Raw genomic sequence first — 22,859 nt, forward strand, 5'->3', positions numbered from 1 at the left:
ATCACCGCGGCGAACCCGCGGGAACACTTGGAAAAACAGTTTTCGTACGGTCCGGTGCAGGAAATGCACCTCACAGGGTATTTTGAACCAGAATACCCTGGGTCTCTGACCCGGACCGATCAATTTCAGCATCCCATCTACAGGTTGCCGCCGGAAGATCTGCGCCAAACGAAACGCGCTGACGTCTACACAGCCCTACGCGGTTATGAACTGGCTTGGTTGGCCGACCCGTTGGATGCGTATCTGTTGCAGGTTCAGGGATCAGGCCGGATCGTGGCAGACGCAGGTGTTTTGCGCGTGGGTTACGCAGGCAAGAACCAAGCACCCTACGTTTCGATAGGCAAAATACTTGTCGAAAATGGATCAATCGAGAAAGACAAAATCTCGATGCAAACCATTCGGGATTGGGCGAATAAACACCCCCGCGCCCTTCCCCGCCTCTTGGCGAATAACCCGTCGTTCGTCTATTTTCAAAAAATGCAGACACCTGATCACCTGGGGCCAATCGGAACGGCGGGCATACCGTTGACACCAATGGCGTCAATTGCCGTCGATCCCGATGTCATCCCTCTGGGCACCATGGTCTGGATCAGCGCGCCCGGAATCAACACATTGACCATTGCGCAGGACACGGGCGGCGCAATCAAAGGCGCCCGGATAGACTTGTTCACCGGAACAGGATCTGCGGCCGGCGAAGTTGCGGGAATGCTGAACACGACAGTTGTCGCGACTGTCTTGCAAGACAAAGCGGGTCTCTGATGGCGCGAAAACCCCGTCATTTGAGCAAGGAAGAAGCCGCGCTGTGGGACGAAGTGCGTCGCACCGCAAAGCCGATAAAGCCAAATAAACCAGGGGAAGTGTCGACCAACGCGCTTTTGCGGAAATCTGCTCCAAAAGAACCCATCAAACCGTTTCAAATGACGGGCCGGAAAGAAGCCGAAACCGTTCAGACAAAATTGGCACCCTCGGTTCCCGAGATCCTGAATGTTCCGCCGAAAATGGACATGCGCAAGCACCGAAACCTCAAACGGGGCAAACTGAGACCTGACGCCAGGATTGATCTGCACGGCATGACAGTTGCACAGGCACATCCCGCGCTTATCGGGTTCATCCAGCGCGCATTTTCTGATGGCAAACGATTGGTCCTGGTGATTACCGGGAAAGGGAAAGAAAAGGATGATGGCGGGCCGATACCGGTCCGGTACGGCGTGCTGCGTCATCAGGTTCCGCATTGGTTGCATTCAGCCGCCCTCCGCCCAATGGTTCTGCAAGTCTTACAGGCCCACCCGCGTCATGGCGGATCAGGTGCGTATTACGTCTATCTGAGGCGCGGCTAGTTTTTCCACGCGTACGGCCGCTGTCCTAGGCAAGCAACGGAACGAAGAAAGCATGCCCCCGCCATGACGAAAAGTTGAGCAGAAATCCAACTGCCCGCCAACGGGTGTTGGGGCAAATTAGTTCAAGGAATTTCCAAGAACGAAAAGAGCTACTGAAGTCCCGCTACCGGGTTAAGGATCAATTGCGTCGCGTTGCGTACAGTCAGAACCGCGCCAGGCAACAATCCCGTTCGTCCGGACCGATCCGTTCTGAATGCCGCCTCTATTGCGCCGACATTTCGAAGCATCTTGATCAAGGCTGGCGATTGGCCTACCGCAAAATGCCCGAGCCCTTCCGAAAAAGCTGTCACGTTTACAACCGTTATGGACAGATCGGAAATACGCTCGATTTCATTGATATTCCCAAGTCGTTGACCCTTGCCGGAAAGCAACGCCGACAGGTGCAGCGCTCGGTCCTTGTCAGAAACAAAGATTGCAAAACTCTTGGGAAGATCGCCGATCCGCGCGGCTTGCATACGGAACACGTCCACGTCCAAATCCGGCGAAATAAGCACGACACCATCCACGACATCATCAACCCGACCGGGATTTGCTATGGCGATCTGGCGAAGCGCTTCCATGGCCAAAATAGCCCCCATTGAATGCGCCATGATCGTCACGCTTTCGGGCTCTGCCGCGACGACCTCTTCAATCAAGGCCTCCAGCCCATCCCGGGAAAATAGGGCGGCTTGACGATCATGTTCATAGGCCAACGGTTTGGCTGCGCTGGGCCAGGAATAATGGACGGCCACGCCGTCAAACCCAAAGTCACGATCCAGTTGAGCAAGGCGCAATACGCCATCTGAAAAGGAATTGTTAAACCCGTGGACATAGATGACCACCTCGCGCTTGCCCTTCGGACGATCAGCCAGTTCGGATGAAAGAGCCGACCGAAAGGCGCTGTTCGAGGGAAAGTCATGCAATCCGGTAAACACGTATTGCTGGCTGGGATCGACCGGCTGATTGCGTCTCGGCCAAGCGATTTGGCCAAGATCGGGGTTGGTGGGAACAGACAAGGTCAACCGATGAAATGTCGTTGTCTCATTCCGCCCGCCGGGGATCACTACGCCGCCCAACACCTGTCGCGTTGTTCCGATGAAAACATTGGAATTGTCGCGCGAGGCATATTCAGGGAACACCATGAATTCCGGTCTTGGCGCACAACTGCACGCCAGGACCATCGCAACCAAACCCAAAAGGAAACGCATTATATAACCCTGCGGCACAAGGCCGACAGATCAGAGCATATATTGGCTCACATCGGCTGATTTCGTCATATCACCGAGATTGCGCGAGACGAACTCTTCGTCAACCTCGATCTTCTCGCCAGCCCTGTCCGGGGCACTGAAACTCAGTTCCTCAAACACACGCTCAATCACTGTGTAAAGACGCCGCGCACCGATATTTTCAACGCTTTGATTGACCTCGGCGGCAATACGCGCGAGCGCGGCGATCCCATCTTCGGTAAATTTGACAGAAACATCTTCGGTTTTCATTAATTCCGCGTACTGCAGCGTTAACGCATTGTCGGTTTCGGTGAGAATGCGAACGAAGTCCTCTTCGGTGAGTGCCCGCAACTCAACGCGAATTGGCAACCGGCCCTGAAGTTCCGGCAACAGATCGCTGGGCTTTGCGATGTGAAATGCGCCCGATGCGATGAACAGGATGTGGTCAGTTTTGACAGAACCGTGCTTGGTGCTGACTGTTGTTCCTTCGATCAGCGGCAATAGATCGCGCTGAACCCCTTCGCGCGACACGTCAGCACCGCGCGCGTCTGCCCGCGCGCAAACCTTGTCGATTTCATCCAGAAAAACGATGCCGTTCTGCTCGACCGCTTCCATAGCGGTGCGGTTTATGGTTTCGTCATCCAGCAGTTTGTCGGCTTCTTCGTTGATCAGAATGCTGTAGCTTTCCGCGACGGTCATTTTCTTGCGGACTTTCCGCCCACCGAATGCCTTGCCGAACAAATCGCCCAGGTTCATCGTCCCGCCCATCTGCGGCTGCCCGGGAACCTCGAACCCGCCCATCGGATTTGAGGTGTCAGTGATTTCAAGCTCAATCACGGTATTGTCCAACTCACCGGATTTTAGCTTTTTGCGAAACATGTCGCGCGTCTGTTCGCGCGCGTCTGTTCCAGCAATCGCTTCGACCACGCGGTCTTCCGCTGCTTGATGGGCGGCCGCTTTTACATCTTCGCGCATCCATTCGCGGGTCTGAACAATTGCAGCATCCATCAGGTCGCGGATGATCTGTTCCACATCTCGCCCGACATACCCGACTTCGGTGTACTTCGTCGCTTCGACCTTGATGAAAGGCGCCCGGGCCAGTTTTGCCAAGCGGCGACTGATCTCGGTTTTACCAACGCCGGTCGGCCCGATCATGAGGATGTTCTTCGGATACACTTCGTCGCGAAGGTCGTCGCCCAGCTGTTTGCGCCGCCAGCGATTTCGCAACGCGACAGCGACGGCCCGTTTGGCATCCTTTTGACCAATGATGAACCTGTCCAGCTCGCTTACGATTTCACGGGGGGTGAGGTCAGTCATTTGGAAATCTTCTCTACGGTAAGGTTGCCGTTGGTGTAGACACAGATGTCAGCCGCGATGGCCATTGCCTTGCGCGCTGTCGTTTCAGCATCGAAATCGGTTTCCATCATGCCACGCGCGGCCGCGAGGGCAAAGTTGCCACCCGAGCCGATCGCGGCGATGTCGTGTTCGGGTTCCAGAACATCCCCTGCCCCCGTAATTACCAGCAGCTCTTGACCGTCAGTCACGATCAACATTGCTTCCAGCTTTTGAAGGTACTTGTCAGTGCGCCAGTCCTTCGCCAAGTCGACCGAGGCGCGGGCCAATTGGCCGGGTGTCGATTCCAGCTTGGCTTCCAGCCGTTCCAACAAGGTAAACGCGTCAGCTGTGGATCCGGCAAAACCGCATACGACGTCATAGCCGCCTGGCGACAGCCGTCGCACCTTGCGCGCTGTGCCCTTGATAACGGTCTGCCCAAGGCTGACCTGCCCATCCCCTGCGATGACAACTTCACCACCGCGACGGACCCCGATTATTGTGGTGCCATGCCATCCGGGAAACTGTTCGTCAGCCATCGTGTTCTCCTTTTCGGTTTGGCTTATATGGCGTTGGCGGCAATGCCCCGCAACCCGCGCAAAGAAAAAGGCGCCCCGAACGGAGCGCCTCTGACCTAGTCGAACTGTCTTCAGACCGATTCGTCGATCCAGCTCTGCAGCGCGGCCTTGGGGGCAGCACCGACTTTGTTGGAAACCACTTCGCCGTCCTTGAACATGAAGAGCGCAGGAATACCACGAACACCCATCTGAGCGGGCGAATTGGGATTTTCATCCACGTTGACCTTCACGATCTTGATTTTCCCGGCATATTCATTCGCAAGTTCCTCAAGAGCGGGGCCGATCTGCTTGCACGGGCCACACCATTCGGCCCAGAAATCGACAATCACCGGAAGGTCCGCTTGGCGGACTTCGGTGTCGAATGTTTCGTCAGTGACGGCAACGGTGGCCATGGGAAATCTCCTGGTTGAGTGTTGGCTGGGAATCTAGGAATGCCGCAGGATAACGTCAAGATGTCGGGGTCAACAACAGCGCCTTCCTCACGATATCGCGTTCAAGCGGCATAAGCGCGGCTGTCTTGGTCCACAACAATGCGACTTCGACTGATCGGTCGGGATAAATCTGTTCCAAACCCGCCTGGTACGCCCCCATTTGTCTAAGAAGGCCGAGCGGGACCTGATCGGGACTGTCAGGAACGACCGCATTGGACTTGAAATCCACTGCCAAGACCCGCTCTGGCTGAACAATAAGCCGGTCGATCGTTCCGCGCATTTTTTTGCCGTCCAATTCGGGCAGATCGGCAACTATTTCGACTTCGGCCAAAGCCGTGGGACTGAACATCCAGGCAAAGGTCTGATTGCGCAACACGGGCCCCACTTCTCGCAACAACTCGACCGATTCTTCGGGGGTCGCGGCGTCTTCGGATGTGGCCAAAAGATCGGTCGCGATCGCCTGCCATTCCTCTTCCGGGTAGGCCGGCAGGAATTCAAGCAAGCGGTGTAACAAGCGGCCGCGGCGCAACGACAATTCTTCGTCGGCCTCGACCATCTCATCGTCCGACAATGCCTTGGCGCCCCCCAGGCCCGTCGGGGCGAGCGTTTTCGGGCTTTGTGGTGCCGCCATGGGCGGCGTTTCCTGCCAGGAAAGTGGCTCTAACCCGGTGGATTCCTTCTTGTTGACCTCTTCGACATCGCCAGACCAATTTCCATGTTCAACCCGCAAACCTTCGCCCGTCGGAAAATCCGTGGCGATTCCGCCTGCCTGTCTCATTCCAGCCTCAACCATGGAATGCCAGCTGTCTTCACCTGTCCCGACATCTCCTGCGGCACAAACGATTAGCCATTTTTCGGCGCGGGTCATCGCAACATACAAGAGTCGGCGGTTTTCTTCTTCGTCCTTCGCTCGTTGTGCATCTGAGGTGCTTTGTAGGGCCTTTGGAGATTGATTTGCGGGTGTTTTCCAGGCTATTTTTCCGTTCGCCATGCGAACCAATTCATGGCGCGAATTTTTTCTGTGTTTTGCGGTATCGGGCAGAATGACGATGGGTGCTTCCAGTCCCTTCGCGCCGTGCACGGTCATGACCCGGACTTGATCCCCAGTATGGTCCAGTTGACGCTTAATTTCGATGCCACCGGTTCCGATCCATTCGATAAATCCGGTCAAAGACGGAATTTCCGTACGTTCGTAAGCCAAAGCCTGCGACAGTAGAACGTCGATCCCGTCTTCGGATGCCTGCCCAAGACGGGCGATCAGGTTTTTGCGGCCACCATGTCGGATCAACACCCGCTGGATCAGATCATATGGGCGCAAAAAATCCGCAGCGTCCCGAAGGTCTCTTAGTATTTCATGCGTGCTCTGAAATGCGTCTGATCTGCTTTCCAGTTCGCGCCATAGCGGATCATGTGCCCGGTTGTTGGCCAAACTGAAGAGCTGTTGTTCAGACCATCCGAACAACGGGGATTTGAGAGCGCAAGCCAACGACAGATTGTCGTCTGGCAGCGCAAGGAAACGTAGCAATGCGGTCAAATCCTTGACCGCCATTTCCGCTTCCAACTTGAGCCGATCAGCGCCAGCGACATCGACACCGGCCGCCTTGCAAGCTGCAATAATGTGCGAATAGACCCCGGATCTATTTTGCACCAAAATCATGAAGTCTCCCGGGGTGATGCGCCGCAGCGTCCCGTTTTCCCCAGGAATAGAGCCTGTTTCACACTGACGCTTGATTTCGTTTGCAATCTTTTGCGCCAATTGGACGGTGTGGTGGGCCTGTCCAACAACGTCTGACGTGTCAGTCCAGTCATCCGCAAGGGTGTCATCTTGTTTTTCGATAGCGGGCCAAAGATCAACGCGCCCGGCAAGATCTTTGAAAAAGGGAATGTGGAAGGACTTGTCGTATAGCCCGTGTGCACCCGTGAGATCAAAGACCTGATCCACGGTAGACAAAATTGCCGTGCTCGAGCGAAATGAATGATCTAGCGACGTTGCGAACAACTGCGCACCAATAGCGTCAAACCGCTGATCGAATTCGTCCCGCATCCGCGCAAATTCGGCAGGGTCAGCACCCTGAAAGGAATAGATCGACTGTTTCGGATCGCCGACGGCAAAAATCGTACGGTGCACTCCTGAACGCGCGCCCTCGCCTGCCGTAAACTCCTCGGCCAAAAGCTGAATGACGCGCCATTGCTCTGGGCTGGTGTCTTGCGCTTCGTCTACCAGAATGTGATCCAGCCCGCCGTCCAGACGGAAAAGAACCCACTGCGCAACAGCGGTATCTGACAAGAGTGCTTCAGTCTTCTGGATCAGATCATCAAAATCCAAGATCCCCAGCTCCAGCTTTCTTTTTTCGAAAGCTGGCAGAAACACCCGTGCGAAATTGTAGAGCGCTTCGTTCTTTCTTGCAGCGAAAATCGAATTGCGCCTCTCGCGTGCCAATACGACACGTCTCATGAGGTCGTTGACGTCATCCTGCACCGGGCCAAGATAGTCCCTTGCGCCTTTGCTCGGGAACTTGTCGATTTTTGGGGTGCCGTCTTTGGCGCCAGATTGGTAAATAAACGCCTTTTCCAGTAGATTTAGCGCCTGCTCGTCCAGCGCTGATGCTTGTTTGAATGCCGCTGCCCCCGAATTGTCGGTCTTGGACCCGTGGAGCATCGCGTCGGCAATTTTTTCGATAAGGACGGCATCATTTTCGACAAAGAAATCGCGCAGGAGATTGTCGTGATCGTAGCCTTCCTCAAGACCAAAAAGATGCCAAGCATTGACCGGTTCCATCAGGTCCTTTCGGTGTTTCGACACTTCAAGGCACAACGACAGAAGATCGTCGCTTGAATGGTGCTGGGCTATGCTATTTATCACATGCCCTTCCGGGCCATCGGCGATTTGATCGATCACGTCCAAGATCAACGCCTCGGACGTGTGTTCGTCGATTTCCTTGAATTGTGGAGACACCCCTGCCTCAAGCGGGAAGCGCCGCAGAACTGAGGCGCAGAAGGAATGAATTGTCTGTATTTTCAACCCGCCCGGCGTTTCGATCGCACGCGCAAACAAAGTGCGTGCGCGGGCCAGTGCCGCCGCCGTCACAGTGTCTTCGCCCAGGGCTTCCAGTTCATTGCGTAGGCTGCTGTCGTCTTTCATCGACCATGAACCGAGCCTTTTGAACAAACGATTCTGCATCTCGGACGCAGCAGCTTTGGTGTAGGTCAGGCACAGAATGCGCTGCGGAAGCACACCCTGCAGCAATAAACGGGCAACGCGGTCGGTCAAAACCCTAGTTTTTCCTGACCCCGCATTTGCTGACAGCCAGGTCGCGGCGTTCGGGTTCGCAGCTTTGATCTGGCGCAGCGTTGCCTCGTTGTGTTGGATCATGACAAGTCCACACCTTGGGGCAGATCCGACATTTCCCATTCGCCATACCGGGCGAGGTGATCGAAGGGGCTGGAAAACGGCAGCTGCTTGCCAGTTCTAAGTGAGGTAAAGCCCTTGCGGGCGTCTTTGTATTCGCTGATCAACGCCCGAAATTCGACGGTCACCTTTTTGATTTCTTCGGGCCCGATCTCGTAAGTTCTATCTTCGTTTTGTGGACCCAGGCCGATGTAGGTTGCCTGGGTCACAATAGCTGGATCTATGCTTTCGAAAGCGCCAGCTTGCAGCATCATGGCTTCCAGCATTAACTGCCGATCACTGGTTTTGACGGCTTTAGGCGATGGAATAGAGCCTGTTTTGTAGTCGTAGAGTACCAAGGTTCCATTTGACGACCGGTCCACCCGATCCGCAGTTCCGACCAGCGTAAAATCAAGGTCTTGGAACGCCATTGCTCCACGAACCTCAAGCTTCAATGGGGTGCTGAAGATCCTTCTTTCCCGTTCAGACTGAATGAACCGACTAGCGGCTTTTTCGACGCGGACTTGCCACAGCCTGCGCGCGGCGGGCCAAGGTACATCGTCATCCAGTGTCTGTCTTGCAATAGACAGAAAAAGATCGGTTGTGATCAAGCTGGGATCATCGCGGGTCGCATCAACGAACCGTTCAAGTATTTTGTGAATGATCGTGCCCCGCAGCGCTGCATCAGCGGATCGTCGCAAAGGGTCCACCGGGCTCAACCTGAGGATATTCTCCGCGTAGATTGAATAGGGATCCAGGATAAGTTTCTGAATACGAGTTACCGAAAGTTTGCGCGGTCGCGCGCGAACTGGAGGCCGCGGCGAAGGCCGTTTTGCCAAGGGCACGGTCTGATCAGGCCGGTCCAGAAGTTCGGCGTACCTTAGCCACATTGAACCGCGCGCGCGGGCATCCGACAAAGCGTCCGCACCATCTTTGGACATGCCCCCAAGCAAATTGAACAGGCGGTTGAGCCACCGGGACGAAACGGTTTGCGCATCTCCATCACGCGCGGCGCGCGTCAGAATGACACGCGGTGCACCTAGTCCGATTTGAAAATCATGGGCAGACAGGCCGATCCTTTGTTCCGGACTGGTCAAACCAATTTTTCGCCGCATATCCCTGCTGAACCATTGATCAGGCGCGGGCTGCGCAGGCCACACCCCTTCGTTCAGACCTGCCAAAATGACAACGTCCGACGATTGAACGCGTGCTTCCAAAGTACCGAAAATCCTGACGTCCGGTCGCGGGCTTCCGATTTCATTGACCGGAGCACGTGACAACACGGCCCGCAAAAGGTTCTCAAAATCTCTCGGCCCCATCGTGCCGCCGTGAACCGCTTCGCGTTCCAGCTCCGCCAGACTGATCTTGGCCTGTTTCCCGGCCGCGCGCGCCCAAAGACCATCCGCCACGCCATCGGGTCCTGCCACAAGTTGGCAAACCAAACCTTTGGCTTTTTCGACAAGGCTGGCCAAAGGTTGGTCGCCGGGAACATCCAGATTCTGAATCCACCCGCATACCCAATCCATCCATGCCCTTCGGCCATCATCCTTGGTACGGTCACTGGCCCAAGTGCGAAGGCTGCTTTCGTCAGGAAAAGCAGGGCCCTTTTTCCGGGCCCAAAGTTCCAACTCACGCGTCCAAAGAAGATGCATGCCCCTTAGATCGGACCCGGAAAGAACCAGCGGGTGTTTCAAGAGCACTATCAACTCTTCGAGCGCAAGTTTGCGGCCCAACATGGCCGCAACCTGGCGCAGAAGGCGCCCTGGCGCTGTTTGCGACAAAGGCTCACCCGCGGAATCGTCCGGTTCGATACCCCAGCGATCCAACGACGCAGTCACTTGGCGCGTTAGAACCCTGTCCGGCGTTATCAAAGCGACGGTTTGCCCCTCTTCGATCGCACCGCGAATGGCCAAAGAAATCGCAGTTGCTTCGGATTGTGGAGACAGCGTTTCGATCACATCGACATCTTGCATGGCGCTGCGCACCTGCTCGAATCCCGGGCCTTCGGCGAGCCATTGGTCGGTGACAGGGGCCGGTCGAAGCGCCAACGATACGAGTGCGTTGCGCGAAGGGCAGGGCGCTGGCATATCTTTCCATGGCTGGACGCTCAGCGCGCCCACATTCAATCGATTCAGAAAATGCGCATAGCGGTATTGAGGATGATCATCGTTGGGCGTGTCGCTGTGGATCAATTCGTGCCAAACATGTTCGGGCTGATGAAAGTCGAATCCAGGCAAAATCACCGCACCCTGCGGGAGCATGGCAACTGCCTCCATCAAAAGAGCTGTCGTTCCGCGCGACCCGGTTGACCCAACGATCAAAATAGGGTGGTCGGGGGGTGACGCAGCCCACTGGTCGACAAGCCGTTCCACCACGGTTCTTTGCCGAGCTTCGGCCAATGGGCTGAGCGCATCACCAAAATAGCGTTCGATCAACTGAATGAACTTCAGGTTCCGTTTCCAGTGGCCCGACGAATCCTGCACCGTCAGGTTCATCAAAGCTGCGGGCGGTATGCCTTCGTCGTGCAATTCGGACAACAACAGGGCCAGGCTGTCCGCCAGATCATAAATCGCCTTACGCGGCGCAAGATCCGGTTCAGCGTCGAGGAGGGCCGAAACAAACTGGGTCAGTTCCAATCTGGTGCGGAGCGACGAAACGGCCGGCGGCACATCGCGCATCGCGAAATCGTGCCCTATTGATGTAATCGGGCGTAAGCGCGGCAAAAGCATCGCCTGATTTTGCGACAGCGCCGCGTTGACTTCGCGGCCCATACGACCTGAGTTCACAAGGATCTCTACCCGCGCGATGTCTTCGGGCGGCAATTCAGAACAACGTTCAACGATACCTTCGGCCACGTCTTTGGCGAACGGGCGCCCTGGTGCGATTCCGAAAACCCGGGGTGTTGATCTGGGTTCAAACATCTGCACCGGCCAAAATTGACTCGGCCAAATCTATCCCGGCTGGGTGACCGACATCACACCATTTGCCGTCGTGGATCATGCCGTGCATCCGACCGGCTTTGTCCGCTTTGTCCCAAAGTTCGCGCAGGGAAAAAACGTCTCGGTCGATGCCTTTCAACAGTCGCAATGATATGATCTGCGCTCCGGTATAGACAAGTTCCCTTCCACGGGTGATCTGCCCGGTGGGCAACAGGTCGAAATCCCCGTGACCCTTGTGCCCGACCGCCAGATCCCGGGGGACACAAAGCAAGAGCGCATCCATCACTTGCGGGTCCCAAGCGCCCACCAGCTGGTCGATTGCGCGCGACCCGGTCCAGACGGCGTCCGAGTTCATTGTCACAACGGTATCACCGTCCAGATATCGTTGTGCATTCTTTAGCCCGCCCCCCGTATCCAGCAACACCGGCTCGCGCAAAAGGGTGATTTCCTTGCCGGACAAATGGCTTGCTATTTGATCGGGCAAATAGTGGGCGTTGATCACGATGCTTCGCGCACCCTCGACTTGATCCAGCGCGTGATCGATCAACGCTCGACCTGCAACACGGATCAACGGCTTTGGGCAGGTGTCCGTCAGCGGTGCCATCCGTGTCCCAAAACCGGCGGCAAAGATCATGGCGGGATATCTCACACGCGCTCCAATTTGGCCACGGCACGCTGCGTCGGCATTGGCAGATCTGACACTACAATGCTTTTTAATGCCCCAAGATCCGGGTGTGACAGGTCATCCATCAAGTGGCGCCAAACACGTGACATCCATTTCAGGTAACCGGGTTTCCCATCGCGAAGGCTCAGACGCGCAAAAACCCCAAGAATCCGGAGATTGCGTTGTGCAGAACAAACAGCCATCTCGTACTCGAAAGCGGCCGGATCCAATCCTGTGGCGCGTTGATAACGATCAGCGCAATCGCTTGCGACCGACGGGGATACGTCTCGCCTGGCGTCCTTGATCAACGATACCAGGTCGTAAGCTCGCGGGCCCGACATTGCGTCTTGATAGTCCAACAGGCCAACGCGAGCTGTCCCCCTTCGCGCAGGAAGCCACAGGAGGTTCTCGGCATGGTAATCGCGCAAGATCAGGACTTTGCTGGTCTTTGAGATTCTGTCGAGCGCAGCCTGCATTTCACTTTCGAAGGCTTCCTGTTGTGGTTTCTGACCGGAAATACCGCGCGCATACCACTCGTACGCCAGACTCGCCAACGGGCACATTTGTGGAAGATAATCCTGAACAAACGTTGGTGGTGTGGATTGGTGCAGTTCGATCAGCACATCGGTCGCCGCAATGTAGAGCAGCCTTTCGTCGGCTGGGTCGACTTTGACGTGCCGGGCAAACAGATCGTCACCCAGATCTTCAATCAACAACAGGCCATGTTCCTGCTGCGCTGCGAAAATTCTGGGCGCGGAAAAACCCAGTGCACGTAAGTGGTTCGTCATGTCGATGAAGGCACCAACACTTTCACCTTTTGCGGGGTTCGCGTCCATCAAAACGGCTTGGCCTGTTTCGGAGGAGAGCCTTTCGTATCTGCGGGCAGAGGCATCGCCGGCCAAGGGTTGACGCTCGGCGTCCAACCAGCCTGCTGAAGCCAGGAAATCTGATATGTCGCCAGCGCGCTTTGTCACCTGTGTTCCCCCTCAAGCAACGATTGCCACTTCGGCGAGCGCGTCTCAAGCTTTGCGATCCTTGCGGTGTCCATTTCCGTGGCCTCAAGGGTAATGGACAATGCGTCGTTGGGTTTCATGTCGCCCATACGATCAGGCCATTCGATGAGGCAAATGGCGCGGCCGAGTGCATCTTCCAAGCCCAGTTCGACCAAGTCCCATGAATCCGTCAAACGATAAAGATCTGCGTGCCAGATCTCTCCGATCGGCACAGAATACGTTTGGACTAACGTGAAAGTCGGAGATGGAACATCTTCGACATGGTTGCCCATAAGGTGTTGGATAAGCGCCCTGGCCAGAAAGGTCTTTCCAGACCCGATTTCACCCGACAAGAGTACTGTGTCGCCAGGGGTTAGGCTTTCGCCAAGGCGGTGCGCAAAAGCGATCGTCGCCTCTTCCGACGCCAGTTCCAAATTCGCCGTGTAAGGTGCAGTCATTTGCCAAGTTTTAGCTTCGGCGAAAACCGCTGCAAGCCCATTCAGGCGTCAAGTGCCGGCCTTTCGGTGATCTCTAGACGCTGACCCAAGTACGAAGGATGGTTTTTTTGGATTTTGAATTTGACCATGGTCGAGCCACCCGGCAATGGCACGAACTGGCATGACATGCGCCTGCCATCCCATAGTCGCGTGTCTGCTGACCATTCTGTGCGATCACCTCGCTGTGAGGCGAAGTCGCGAAATTCGCCCCAGATCGGGGACGGAGCGCATCGGGAATGCCAGATTTTTGTCGCACCCAGAACCGACATGTCCTTTGTGCGCGTGTTCGCGATACCCCACATCTTGTCGTAAGCTGAATTCGCGATGGCGATTTTTCCTTCAGCCGAAACTACCGCGATGGCCTGATCCATGGAATTCGCTACCGCCTGGCCGACTTGCAGCTGCGTATGAAACTCGCGCGCTGAGGCGATCGAAGTGCTGACGTCTTCGACAAAGAACGTCACCGACCCATCTGTGTAAGGACGCCCTTTTACCCGCAAGACCTGACCGGAGGGCAGATGCCAGTCTTCTTTGTAAGTTTTCGCAGATTCGGACCGCACGAGCGCAGCAATTTTTTCACGCCACGCGGCATAGTCCTTGGGTTCGGGAATGGCGTTGCTGTTGCGCAGTTGGTCCAGAAATTCACCAAAGGTTGGGCGGTTGGAAAGTAGCGAAAAGGGCAGTTTGGTCAGGTCCAAAAAGGCCGGGTTGAAAATGGCCAATCGTTGATTCCTGTCAAAAACCGCCAGTCCGATAGGAATTTGCGCAAAGGTTCTGGACAGGGTTTGTCGAAATTCTTGAAGCTCGACCTCGGCCTTGACAGCGGCATCCACGGACACAGCATGAAAAAGGTATTCATCGCCCAGCTTCGCGCATCCGCAATTGTACCATTTCTTGTTGGATGCTCCGTCGGCAATGACCGATCTGCGACGACCTTCTGTAACACCCCTGAGCGTGTCGGTTTCAAAAATCTTCCGAGGCGGCCACGTGCCTTCAGAGCCTGGATCAACTTGATCGGCCAGATCCAGGAACGCCGCATTCGCCCATGTGATTGTCCCGTCGCTGGTTTCACGCCAAACAGGGTAGGGCGTGTGCTCGACAGCGCCGCGAAGAGATGTGAGTTCGTGCTCCATGGCAGCAAGGCTATGTTGGTCTATGCGTGCAGGGATATCCGTGGACTTTTGATCAACCAGGGAAAGGCGCGCCAAACCCTTACGCCATTTCGCATTCAGAACAGCGGATCCGTCAGCTGAATCGAACGACATTTCCCCTAATTTTGCCAGGCTTGAGATATTGGATTTCAGGTCCGGGAACCGCGGAAGAAATACCGATACGAACTGCGCCCAGTCGGTGCTGGAACGTGAACCCATCGACAGAATACGCTTTGCCTGAGGTGTCGCATCCAACAACTTTTCATCGTCGAACAGGAAAGCAACCTCAGAATCCGGTGCCTCGGCGAACAACGAATGCTTGCGATCATGTGACCGGCCCAATCGCGCGAAAAATGCCAAGGCACTCAGCGCGATGGCGAAACTTGCGCCCACCAGAAAGAGCAGCATCAACAAGTCATTCACGTCCATTGCGTCACCTTTGGGAACAGAGAGATCTGGTGTTGAGACGCTATTGGGAAACTGGTTAAGGGGCCCTTAAATCGCTACGTGTTTGGAAAATATCAGGTGTAAATCGGTTTGTTGGTGCCCATTTCCGTGCGGCTGGGTTTCGCGGCTGGCGCTAACCTGCTGCGTGGCCAGATAACTTCAACGATTGCGCCGCTACGCTCGCCCGGGTGTGGGCGACCATCCATCGGGTCGGATCCGTTGGCAAAGCTCAACTCGGCGCCAGTTCGCTCTAGCAATGTCTTGGCAATGAAAAGGCCAAGCCCCATCCCCTCATATCCGGGCCTGCGCGACGTTTCGGGGCGCCGGCGCCGCACAAACGGGTCGCCAATCCTGCCAATAACAGAATTCGAAAACCCCCTTCCATCGTCGATGATCCGCACGATGATCCGGTCTTGATCCAAAGTTGCTTCGACCCAGACCGTGCTTTCTGCAAAATCCACAGCGTTTTGAATAAGGTTGCGCAACCCATGAATGATCTCTGGTCGTCTTAGAACCTCGGGGTGATCTTCGTCGTCGAACTGCGCGTCGATCAAGACCGTCTTGCCGCGACCTTTGTGGGGGTCGGCGGCCTCGTGCAAGACCGAATCCAGCGGGGCGGACTGCACATAGAGGTCGTCTTTTCCCGCATGCCCCATAGACCGAAGAATGTCCCGGCACCGGTCGGCCTGCTCGCCGATGAGTTTCGCATCCGCCTGCAGGTCCTTTTGGCCATCCAGGTCGGACGAAAGTTCAGCCGCGGCCAGTTTGATCGTCGCTAACGGCGTTCCAAGTTCGTGGGCGGCCGCTGCAACCACCCCCCCAAGATCAGTCAATTTCTGTTCCCGGGCCAAGGCCATTTGCGTCGCAAGAAACGCTTCGGACATGGAATGGATTTCGCTGGTGACCTTCCAAGCATACACGCCCAGAAACGTGACACCGATAACGATCGCAACCCAACTGCCAAACACGAAAATTCGGGGTACGCGCAAGATAATCCCCTGATCAGTGCGCAAAGGGTAGTGCCAGTTCGCAACCAACGTAATCAGGACAATGGCGACCAACCCGATCAGGACAGTAGACTGAGGGCGCAAAGCTGTCGCGGAAATGACGACAGGTACAAGGATGAAGAGAGCGAACGGGTTATGCAGGCCCCCGGAAAGGAACAGCAAAGCACTGAGCTGCGCGACATCAAACAGCAGCATTCCGACTACTTCATGTTCGCTCAGGCGCTTGTTTCGCGGATAAATGAAAATCGCGACAAGGTTCGCGATCACCGAAAGTCCGACAACAACAGCAAACAGTCCGATTTCGACACTGACGCCAAAGAAGAAATGCGCAACTGTCAGCGCAATCGTTTGCCCTGCGATTGCGATCCAGCGTAGCCAGATCAAGGTGCGCAGCCGAACCCAATTGCTGCGACGGTCTTCGTCAAGGATCAGGTCCGTGTCAGCCATGCGTTGCCTGCGACTTTATCTGCTCTTGTATCTGCGAAAGATATACCTGAACTAGATAGGATCAAAACGGGAGAGTCGCCATGACCCGAACTATCTCTATCATTGCGGCGGCCTTGGCTGCCTTGGTTGTTGCAGGATCGGCATTTTTTGCATTTCGCCCCTCTGACGATATCGAATGCGGCGGTGGCGTGGTCGCTGGCGGCGATATTGGCGGACCCTTCGAATTGGTTCGCGAAGACGGCGTCACCGTTACGGACCAGGATGTGTTCACCAAACCGACGATCCTTTACTTTGGCTATACATTTTGTCCGGATGTGTGCCCGCTCGACAGTGCACGCAACACTGAAGCGCTCGAGATCCTTCTAGAGAACGGGTACGATGTGCAAGCGGCGTTCATTTCCATTGATCCGGAACGTGACACGCCTGAAGTTGTGGGCGAGTTCACGGACATTTTCCACGATCGAATGATCGGTTTGACCGGAACGCCCGAGCAGGTCGCAGTCGCATCGAAAGCCTACAAGACGTATTACAATGCGCATGATGAGGAAGACCCAGAGTACTACCTGGTGGATCATTCGACTTTTACCTACCTGGTGATGCCGGACACCGGATTTGCAACGTTTTTCAAACGTGAAGCCACACCAGAACACATCGCAGAAACGACTGCCTGCCTGATCGATCAATCCAAGTGAGCGTTTGACCCGTATTCCCTTAAGGAATAAGTATTCCCGAACGGGAAAATGGAACCGAGAAACGCACATGGCAGATGAAGATCGGCTCGAATTGGGTCCGGATCCCTCTTTGTTGCTGATGGACGACGATGAGCCGTTCCTGAAGCGACTTGCGCGAGCCATGGAAAAACGCGGATTCAGTGTTGAGACAGCTGGTTCTGTCGCAGCAGGGAAAGCGATCGCGACGGCGCGGCCTCCGGCGTACGCTGTCGTCGATTTGCGACTGGGCGATGGAAATGGTCTGGATGTCGTTGAGGTGATCAGAGAAAAGCGCCCCGACAGCCGGGTTGTGGTCTTGACCGGCTATGGCGCCATCGCAACCGCCGTAGCGGCTGTGAAAATTGGCGCCACGGACTATTTGTCAAAACCCGCAGACGCCAACGACATCACAAACGCACTTTTGGCCCGCGGTGATGAACTCCCCCCGCCGCCCGAGAATCCGATGAGTGCTGATCGCGTTCGCTGGGAGCATATCCAGCGCGTGTACGAATTATGTGATCGCAATGTCTCCGAAACCGCACGGCGGTTGAACATGCACCGCCGGACCCTCCAGCGTATCTTGGCGAAACGTTCGCCCAAATAGGCTCTAATTCACCGCAACTCGTATCTTTTAAAGATTTTGTCGACGACCGAGCCGTCATCAAGAGAAACCTGAACTTTCTTGCCCCAGTCTTCAAAGCCCCGGCTTTGATAATAGATTAGGCCACTTCTGTTGTCCGCGCGGATTTCGGCGTTGATCCACGCGTAGCCCAAGTCGCGTGCGGCCCGTTCTGTCCGTTCAAATAGGGCCGAGCCAACCCGAAGACCAGTACGACCCACCTTTGTAACGGTAGCAATACTGGCGACTCTGGGCCCCAGTTCGGAATGTGGGATGATCCATTGGATCCCAAGAACGTCGCCACGGCCATCCTCGGCCTGGTGCCAGACTGAACGGTCCAAGCGAATTTGACGCTGGATCTCTTCGGCTGGTAACGGGTCTACGATGGCCTCCGTGCCAAAAGCTGCTCTGATTTCGTTGACCAGGCGAAACATCGCAGCGGCGTCGATTGGACCAGCGCGTCTCACCACAAGTTGTTCCACGAAGCGACGCCCTTTAGATTTCTTCCATCAGTTCAGCGTGGCGCGCAGTAAACGCGTTGCGAACGATTACCGGCGGGCGAAGATCAATCTCAAGGTTTTTGACGATTTCGGAATCTGGTCGCCCGAAAAACTTGTCGCTTTCTGCTTCGCTGAATCCCGCGATTCGCGTTGCTTCGAGCCACGCAGAAATCTTGTCGGCCTTCTTGATACGCTTTTTGACGGCGGCCGGCAGTTTTGCAGGCAAACCGAACCTGATGTGAATGGCAGCAGTCAAGCGATCATCCAGTTCCTCATATCCGGGACCAACGGCGGATTTCACGGGCGAAATCATATCTCCGATCACGTATTCGGGGGCGTCGTGCAGCAATGCTGCCAGTCGCCATTTGACCGGGTCGTGCGGGAACAGTCGGCAAAAGATTTCTTCGACCAGAAGGGAGTGCTCGGCCACGGAATAGGCGTAGTCGCCATAGGTCTGCCCGTTCCAGCGCGCCACAAAAGCGAGACCATGCGCTATGTCTTCAATTTCAATATCAACGGGCGTCGGATCCAAAAGATCCAATCTTCGCCCGGACAACATCCGCTGCCATGCACGTGGTTTTTTCAAATCGCTCTCCTGATGGCCCATGACTATTCAGGAGTATCAAAAAAGAAAAGGGGCGGTGACCCGCCCCTTTTCCATGTTCATCAGACCAAATGCCTTTAGGCGGCTTTGCGCTTGCGACGAAGCGCGAGTGCACCAACACCTGCAAGAAGCAGGGGCGCGGTAGCCGGAAGCGGCACGGCCGAAATTGTATCGACAGACAGTGACAGGCTGAAATCGTTGTCATACGAGAAACCATCACCAAACGGTCCGGTGTCGTCCTCATAATCGACGAAGAAATTCCCTTCGACCGACGTGTCACTGAAACCGGACAAGGATGCACCGCCATCAGTAATTTCGCCATCAAATTCGCCACCCAAACCAAGGAGCGAATCGATCATGGCCAACACATCATCTCCGGTCGAAGATGACAAAACGCTGCCGATGAACGATTCGATTTCGACGATGTTGGCCGAAAGGGCTTCGGACCAGGACATCGATCCGATGTTCAGGTCTGCCGTGAACAACAACTCGGTTGAGCTATCGACGCCGGCCAGCACGTCTTCGAAGTATTCGGCGTCAAAGACTCCGCTGGCGTTGGCTTCCAGAGCGCTGCCAGTTTGATAGATCGCAATCGATCCCGACGCGTCAAAAGTAGCAAGTGTCGCAGCACTTGCTGCGCCACCGATGGTCATAAAAGCAATAGTTGCCAAGCCAATCTTGGCATTACGTGTATAGGTCAATTTAATAATCCCCCGATTATCTGCTCTAAGATGTAGCCCTTCGCAGGTGCAGAATCAAATACTATTGGCCGTTAAGATTGGTTAACGATAGGGAAACAAACCGTTTTCTCAGTTTGATATGCCCTGACAAGAGTGCTATCTGGCCACAACAGTTTCGCGTAGGAGCCTTAAAAATATGGCAATCGACTATATCGTGAGAGATATTTCTCTTGCAGAATTCGGCCGCAAAGAGATCGAAATCGCGGAAACAGAAATGCCTGGTTTGATGGCGCTCCGCGAAGAGTATGGTTCACAAAAACCCCTCAATGGTGCCAGAATCGCCGGATCGTTGCATATGACGATACAGACCGCGGTTCTCATCGAGACCTTGGTTGAGCTGGGCGCCGAAGTTCGTTGGGCCTCGTGCAACATTTTTTCTACTCAGGATCATGCCGCAGCAGCCATCGCGCAGGCCGGTGTTCCAGTCTTTGCGATCAAGGGAGAGACGCTGGAAGAATATTGGGAGTACGCCGACAAGATCTTTGATTTCGAGGATGGAGCAAATCTGATCCTGGATGATGGCGGCGATGCCACGCTCTATATTTTGCTGGGCGCGCGCGTTGAGGCCGGCGAAGATGATCTGATCGCAGTCCCGCAGTCGGAAGAAGAAGTTGCGCTGTTCGCGCAGATTCGTAAGCGAATGGCAGCAAACCCAGGTTGGTTCACCAAGCAGCGTGACCTGCTACAGGGGGTTTCAGAAGAAACCACTACCGGCGTTCACCGGCTATATGAATTGAAGAAAGACGGCCAGTTGCCGTTCCCGGCCATCAACGTCAACGACAGCGTCACCAAGTCGAAGTTCGATAACAAGTATGGCTGCAAAGAGTCATTGGTTGATGGGATCCGCCGTGCAACGGACACGATGATCGCCGGAAAGGTAGCGGTTGTCTGTGGATATGGCGATGTCGGCAAAGGATCAGCGGCGTCGTTGCGCGGGGCAGGAGCCCGGGTCAAAGTGACTGAAGTGGATCCGATATGTGCGCTTCAGGCTGCGATGGACGGGTTCGAAGTTGTCCTGCTCGAAGATGTCGTGAGTGATGCAGATATTTTCATCACCACCACGGGCAACAAGGATGTCATTCGGATCGAGCATATGCGCGAAATGAAGAACATGGCTATTGTTGGCAACATCGGCCACTTCGACAATGAGATCCAGGTTGCCGCTCTCAAAAACCACAAATGGACCAACATCAAAGATCAAGTAGACATGATCGAGATGCCCTCTGGGAACAAGATCATCCTGTTGTCCGAAGGACGCCTGCTGAACCTTGGCAACGCAACCGGACACCCGAGTTTCGTGATGTCTGCAAGTTTTGCCAATCAGGTCCTGGCTCAGATCGAACTTTGGACAAAAGGCGATCAGTACGGAAATGACGTCTATATCCTGCCCAAGCATCTGGATGAAAAGGTCGCCATGCTGCATCTTGCCAAAGTCGGCGCCAAGCTGACGAAATTGGATGCCGATCAAGCAAGTTACATAGGTGTCAATCCAGAAGGCCCATTCAAGCCGGACCACTATCGTTACTGAATTTCCACGGGCTCTCTCATGCTGTAGGGGGACCGCACTTCGGAAAAAACCCTTTGTTTCGGCTTGACTAGCCCCTAGGCTGACGGCGAACCAGAGACAAGGTTCGTGTCTTGCGGTGCTACGCCGCCCCAATAACGGTGGGAGTGAACTTATGGGAAAACGTGACGAACTGATCGCAAAGTATGCGGACGACCTCAAAACCAAGTGCGGCATGACGCCGGATATGGACCTTTTGACCAAAGTAACGATCGGGTGTGGCCCATCGATATACAATGCCGACGCGTCGACCGTGGCCGCCAGCCAGCCTGACGAATTGGAAACCGTCAAAAACAACTTCCTGATCAAGAAGTTGGGCCTTTCTGACGGTGCTGAATTGATGGATGCGATCAACAGCGTGTTGGATACTTACGGACGATCGGAACGGAACAAGTACCGTGCGGTCGTCTACTACATGCTGACCAAGCATTTTGGAAAAGAATCCGTGTATGGCTAACAGCCATTCGAATGGATCTGTGGGCCGTGCGATTGCGCGGCCCATTTTCTTTACCTATGGCTAATTTGCATTACCCAATCATGCCAAATTTTGATCGGTTTTCTAATCACTTGAGAATTGCTTGGAATCGCGCGGCCCGCTAGGTTGAATTTATCGGGCCAGGACGGACCGGACCTTTCAAATTCGAACACGTGTGGTGCAATGGGAGCACGTGGGGTGGTGGAGGGTCCCGGGGGGTCGGGGCCCTCCTTCTTTTTTTAAATGAACACCTAGCAACGCTTTCACAGCGAAACCGGCGTTCGTGTAGCGTCATAGAATCAAGGCCAAGTATATCGGCCGGATGGACAAACCGTATTTGACGCGACGACAGCACCGTGGATACGGCCGCGGAGGTCCAGATCGCACCAACTGCCATTCCAGAACAGCGATCAAACCCGTATCTGAGTCCGCTTGACCGGCAAGCCGCGAAAAGATGACATCGACGCCCCGATCTGACCTAGGGCTTTGTGTCGCCCAACGCGCATACAATTTTCCATTCTTCTTCTGAGACCGGTTGAACAGACAGGCGTGAGTTATTCACCAAGACCATGTCAGACAGACGCGGGTCCTGTTTGCATTGGGCCAGCGTGACCGGCTTTGTGAATGGGCGCACAGCCTTGATGTCCACACACTCCCACCGGGGATCATCTGTCGTACTATCCGGATGCGCTGCGGCGACAACCTCCACAATTCCAACGATCTCTTTTTCAGCGCGCGAGTGATAGAAGAATCCCAGGTCACCCTTTTTCATCTCGCGCATATTGTTGCGGGCTTGGTAGTTGCGAACGCCATCCCATTCTTCGCCGCGCTCGCCTTTTGCAACCTGTTGGTCCCAGCTCCAGACGTCTGCTTCAGATTTGAACAACCAGTACCGCATTAGCCGACTACCTTCTTCCAGGCCTTTATCTCAACGCTCTCAAAAAGCCCGGCTTTCGCATAGGGATCGGATGCGGCCCAGGCTTCTGCGGATGATTTGTCATCCACATCCAAGACCACGAGCGATCCGCACATAGATCCGTTTTCGTCCAGAAACGGGCCCGCTTGTAAAACGCATTTGGTGTCCGCGATGTATTTCAGATGAGCGTCGCGATTGTCCAAACGGGTTTGCAGCGCACCCGGTTTATCACGACAAATGAGCGCAAAAAACATGC

Annotated in this window: 22 protein-coding genes; 6 read left to right on the forward strand and 16 right to left on the reverse strand. The window is 55.1% G+C overall.

What is annotated here, in order from left to right; genetic code table 11:
• Nucleotides 1–27: 27 nt before the first annotated feature.
• Nucleotides 28–759 carry an MltA domain-containing protein gene (locus ACP2AV_RS01025; protein ID WP_426370790.1) on the forward strand — a complete coding sequence of 244 codons (732 nt, stop codon included), beginning with the start codon at nucleotides 28–30 and terminating at the stop codon, nucleotides 757–759.
• A complete protein-coding gene (locus tag ACP2AV_RS01030) occupies nucleotides 759–1,337 on the forward strand; it encodes a Smr/MutS family protein (protein ID WP_426370791.1) in 579 nt (192 codons plus the stop codon). Before ACP2AV_RS01025 ends, ACP2AV_RS01030 begins: the two co-directional genes overlap by 1 nt.
• Before the next feature lie 149 nt (nucleotides 1,338–1,486).
• On the opposite strand, the gene ACP2AV_RS01035 is transcribed toward ACP2AV_RS01030, so the two are convergent.
• From ACP2AV_RS01035 to regB, 11 genes are all read right to left on the reverse strand, one after another.
• A complete protein-coding gene (locus tag ACP2AV_RS01035) occupies nucleotides 1,487–2,518 on the reverse strand; it encodes an alpha/beta hydrolase (protein ID WP_426370792.1) in 1,032 nt (343 codons plus the stop codon).
• A 96-nt stretch (nucleotides 2,519–2,614) separates the two neighbouring features.
• The gene (gene hslU / locus ACP2AV_RS01040) at nucleotides 2,615–3,919 is read right to left on the reverse strand and encodes an ATP-dependent protease ATPase subunit HslU (RefSeq protein ID WP_426370793.1); all 1,305 of its coding nucleotides are present in this window, start codon (nucleotides 3,917–3,919) and stop codon (nucleotides 2,615–2,617) included.
• Nucleotides 3,916–4,473, reverse strand: a complete 558-nt coding sequence (gene hslV, locus ACP2AV_RS01045) for an ATP-dependent protease subunit HslV (protein ID WP_426370794.1) — start codon at nucleotides 4,471–4,473, stop codon at nucleotides 3,916–3,918. Before hslV ends, hslU begins: the two co-directional genes overlap by 4 nt.
• 110 nt (nucleotides 4,474–4,583) lie before the next feature.
• Nucleotides 4,584–4,904, reverse strand: a complete 321-nt coding sequence (trxA, locus tag ACP2AV_RS01050) for a thioredoxin (protein ID WP_426370795.1) — start codon at nucleotides 4,902–4,904, stop codon at nucleotides 4,584–4,586.
• A gap of 55 nt (nucleotides 4,905–4,959) precedes the next feature.
• Nucleotides 4,960–8,316: a double-strand break repair helicase AddA gene (gene addA, locus ACP2AV_RS01055; RefSeq protein ID WP_426370796.1), complete on the reverse strand. Its 3,357-nt coding sequence runs from the start codon at nucleotides 8,314–8,316 to the stop codon at nucleotides 4,960–4,962.
• On the reverse strand, nucleotides 8,313–11,252 hold the full coding sequence (gene addB, locus ACP2AV_RS01060) for a double-strand break repair protein AddB (RefSeq protein WP_426370797.1): 2,940 nt from the start codon (nucleotides 11,250–11,252) through the stop codon (nucleotides 8,313–8,315). Before addB ends, addA begins: the two co-directional genes overlap by 4 nt.
• Entirely contained in the window at nucleotides 11,245–11,904 is a 660-nt protein-coding gene (locus ACP2AV_RS01065; protein ID WP_426371337.1) for a nucleotidyltransferase family protein, read from the reverse strand. The genes addB and ACP2AV_RS01065 overlap by 8 nt, the downstream gene beginning before the upstream one ends.
• Nucleotides 11,905–11,915: 11 nt before the next feature.
• Nucleotides 11,916–12,908 (reverse strand): aminoglycoside phosphotransferase family protein, encoded by a 993-nt coding sequence (locus ACP2AV_RS01070; RefSeq protein ID WP_426370798.1) that lies wholly within the window; start codon nucleotides 12,906–12,908, stop codon nucleotides 11,916–11,918.
• Nucleotides 12,905–13,384 (reverse strand): tRNA (adenosine(37)-N6)-threonylcarbamoyltransferase complex ATPase subunit type 1 TsaE, encoded by a 480-nt coding sequence (gene tsaE / locus ACP2AV_RS01075; protein ID WP_426370799.1) that lies wholly within the window; start codon nucleotides 13,382–13,384, stop codon nucleotides 12,905–12,907. Before tsaE ends, ACP2AV_RS01070 begins: the two co-directional genes overlap by 4 nt.
• Nucleotides 13,385–13,425: 41 nt before the next feature.
• A complete protein-coding gene (locus tag ACP2AV_RS01080) occupies nucleotides 13,426–15,003 on the reverse strand; it encodes a PAS-domain containing protein (protein WP_426370800.1) in 1,578 nt (525 codons plus the stop codon).
• A 92-nt stretch (nucleotides 15,004–15,095) separates the two neighbouring features.
• On the reverse strand, nucleotides 15,096–16,475 hold the full coding sequence (gene regB / locus ACP2AV_RS01085; RefSeq protein WP_426370801.1) for a sensor histidine kinase RegB: 1,380 nt from the start codon (nucleotides 16,473–16,475) through the stop codon (nucleotides 15,096–15,098).
• 80 nt (nucleotides 16,476–16,555) lie between these two features.
• Between regB and ACP2AV_RS01090 the strand changes: the two genes are divergently transcribed.
• Complete coding sequence (locus tag ACP2AV_RS01090; RefSeq protein ID WP_426370802.1) at nucleotides 16,556–17,167, forward strand: SCO family protein; 612 nt, start codon at nucleotides 16,556–16,558, stop codon at nucleotides 17,165–17,167.
• 67 nt (nucleotides 17,168–17,234) lie between these two features.
• A complete protein-coding gene (locus tag ACP2AV_RS01095; protein WP_426370803.1) occupies nucleotides 17,235–17,789 on the forward strand; it encodes an ActR/PrrA/RegA family redox response regulator transcription factor in 555 nt (184 codons plus the stop codon).
• 8 nt (nucleotides 17,790–17,797) lie between these two features.
• Here the strand turns inward: ACP2AV_RS01095 and ACP2AV_RS01100 are convergent, their stop codons facing one another.
• From ACP2AV_RS01100 to ACP2AV_RS01110, 3 genes are all read right to left on the reverse strand, one after another.
• Complete coding sequence (locus tag ACP2AV_RS01100) at nucleotides 17,798–18,286, reverse strand: N-acetyltransferase family protein (RefSeq protein WP_426370804.1); 489 nt, start codon at nucleotides 18,284–18,286, stop codon at nucleotides 17,798–17,800.
• Between the two features lie 13 nt (nucleotides 18,287–18,299).
• Nucleotides 18,300–18,863: an HD domain-containing protein gene (locus tag ACP2AV_RS01105; RefSeq protein ID WP_426371338.1), complete on the reverse strand. Its 564-nt coding sequence runs from the start codon at nucleotides 18,861–18,863 to the stop codon at nucleotides 18,300–18,302.
• Between the two features lie 122 nt (nucleotides 18,864–18,985).
• Nucleotides 18,986–19,609: a VPLPA-CTERM sorting domain-containing protein gene (locus ACP2AV_RS01110; protein ID WP_426370805.1), complete on the reverse strand. Its 624-nt coding sequence runs from the start codon at nucleotides 19,607–19,609 to the stop codon at nucleotides 18,986–18,988.
• A gap of 175 nt (nucleotides 19,610–19,784) precedes the next feature.
• Between ACP2AV_RS01110 and ahcY the strand changes: the two genes are divergently transcribed.
• Nucleotides 19,785–21,176: an adenosylhomocysteinase gene (gene ahcY / locus ACP2AV_RS01115; protein ID WP_426370806.1), complete on the forward strand. Its 1,392-nt coding sequence runs from the start codon at nucleotides 19,785–19,787 to the stop codon at nucleotides 21,174–21,176.
• Between the two features lie 151 nt (nucleotides 21,177–21,327).
• Nucleotides 21,328–21,669, forward strand: a complete 342-nt coding sequence (locus tag ACP2AV_RS01120) for a DUF2853 family protein (RefSeq protein WP_426370807.1) — start codon at nucleotides 21,328–21,330, stop codon at nucleotides 21,667–21,669.
• Between the two features lie 496 nt (nucleotides 21,670–22,165).
• On the opposite strand, the gene ACP2AV_RS01125 is transcribed toward ACP2AV_RS01120, so the two are convergent.
• Together ACP2AV_RS01125 and ACP2AV_RS01130 are read right to left on the reverse strand one after the other, a co-directional pair.
• Nucleotides 22,166–22,585, reverse strand: a complete 420-nt coding sequence (locus tag ACP2AV_RS01125; RefSeq protein WP_426370808.1) for an EVE domain-containing protein — start codon at nucleotides 22,583–22,585, stop codon at nucleotides 22,166–22,168.
• A complete protein-coding gene (locus tag ACP2AV_RS01130; RefSeq protein ID WP_426370809.1) occupies nucleotides 22,585–22,857 on the reverse strand; it encodes a YciI family protein in 273 nt (90 codons plus the stop codon). The genes ACP2AV_RS01125 and ACP2AV_RS01130 overlap by 1 nt, the downstream gene beginning before the upstream one ends.
• Between the last annotated feature and the right edge of the window lie 2 nt (nucleotides 22,858–22,859).

This window comes from Aliiroseovarius sp. PTFE2010 (assembly GCF_049943335.1).
Taxonomy (GTDB): domain Bacteria; phylum Pseudomonadota; class Alphaproteobacteria; order Rhodobacterales; family Rhodobacteraceae; genus JBNFVY01.

Coding starts and splice junctions, on each gene's coding strand:
- hslV (WP_426370794.1), bottom strand. CDS start 4,473: ATGGCTGACGAACAGTTTCCCGGATGGCATGGCACCACAATAATCGGG.
- addA (WP_426370796.1), bottom strand. CDS start 8,316: ATGATCCAACACAACGAGGCAACGCTGCGCCAGATCAAAGCTGCGAAC.
- ACP2AV_RS01080 (WP_426370800.1), bottom strand. CDS start 15,003: ATGGACGTGAATGACTTGTTGATGCTGCTCTTTCTGGTGGGCGCAAGT.
- regB (WP_426370801.1), bottom strand. CDS start 16,475: ATGGCTGACACGGACCTGATCCTTGACGAAGACCGTCGCAGCAATTGG.
- ACP2AV_RS01035 (WP_426370792.1), bottom strand. CDS start 2,518: ATGGTGTTCCCTGAATATGCCTCGCGCGACAATTCCAATGTTTTCATC.
- tsaE (WP_426370799.1), bottom strand. CDS start 13,384: ATGACTGCACCTTACACGGCGAATTTGGAACTGGCGTCGGAAGAGGCG.
- ACP2AV_RS01090 (WP_426370802.1), top strand. CDS start 16,556: ATGACCCGAACTATCTCTATCATTGCGGCGGCCTTGGCTGCCTTGGTT.
- ACP2AV_RS01105 (WP_426371338.1), bottom strand. CDS start 18,863: ATGTTGTCCGGGCGAAGATTGGATCTTTTGGATCCGACGCCCGTTGAT.
- ACP2AV_RS01130 (WP_426370809.1), bottom strand. CDS start 22,857: ATGTTTTTTGCGCTCATTTGTCGTGATAAACCGGGTGCGCTGCAAACC.
- ACP2AV_RS01030 (WP_426370791.1), top strand. CDS start 759: ATGGCGCGAAAACCCCGTCATTTGAGCAAGGAAGAAGCCGCGCTGTGG.
- ahcY (WP_426370806.1), top strand. CDS start 19,785: ATGGCAATCGACTATATCGTGAGAGATATTTCTCTTGCAGAATTCGGC.
- trxA (WP_426370795.1), bottom strand. CDS start 4,904: ATGGCCACCGTTGCCGTCACTGACGAAACATTCGACACCGAAGTCCGC.
- addB (WP_426370797.1), bottom strand. CDS start 11,252: ATGTTTGAACCCAGATCAACACCCCGGGTTTTCGGAATCGCACCAGGG.
- ACP2AV_RS01065 (WP_426371337.1), bottom strand. CDS start 11,904: ATGATCTTTGCCGCCGGTTTTGGGACACGGATGGCACCGCTGACGGAC.
- ACP2AV_RS01095 (WP_426370803.1), top strand. CDS start 17,235: ATGGCAGATGAAGATCGGCTCGAATTGGGTCCGGATCCCTCTTTGTTG.
- hslU (WP_426370793.1), bottom strand. CDS start 3,919: ATGACTGACCTCACCCCCCGTGAAATCGTAAGCGAGCTGGACAGGTTC.
- ACP2AV_RS01120 (WP_426370807.1), top strand. CDS start 21,328: ATGGGAAAACGTGACGAACTGATCGCAAAGTATGCGGACGACCTCAAA.
- ACP2AV_RS01125 (WP_426370808.1), bottom strand. CDS start 22,585: ATGCGGTACTGGTTGTTCAAATCTGAAGCAGACGTCTGGAGCTGGGAC.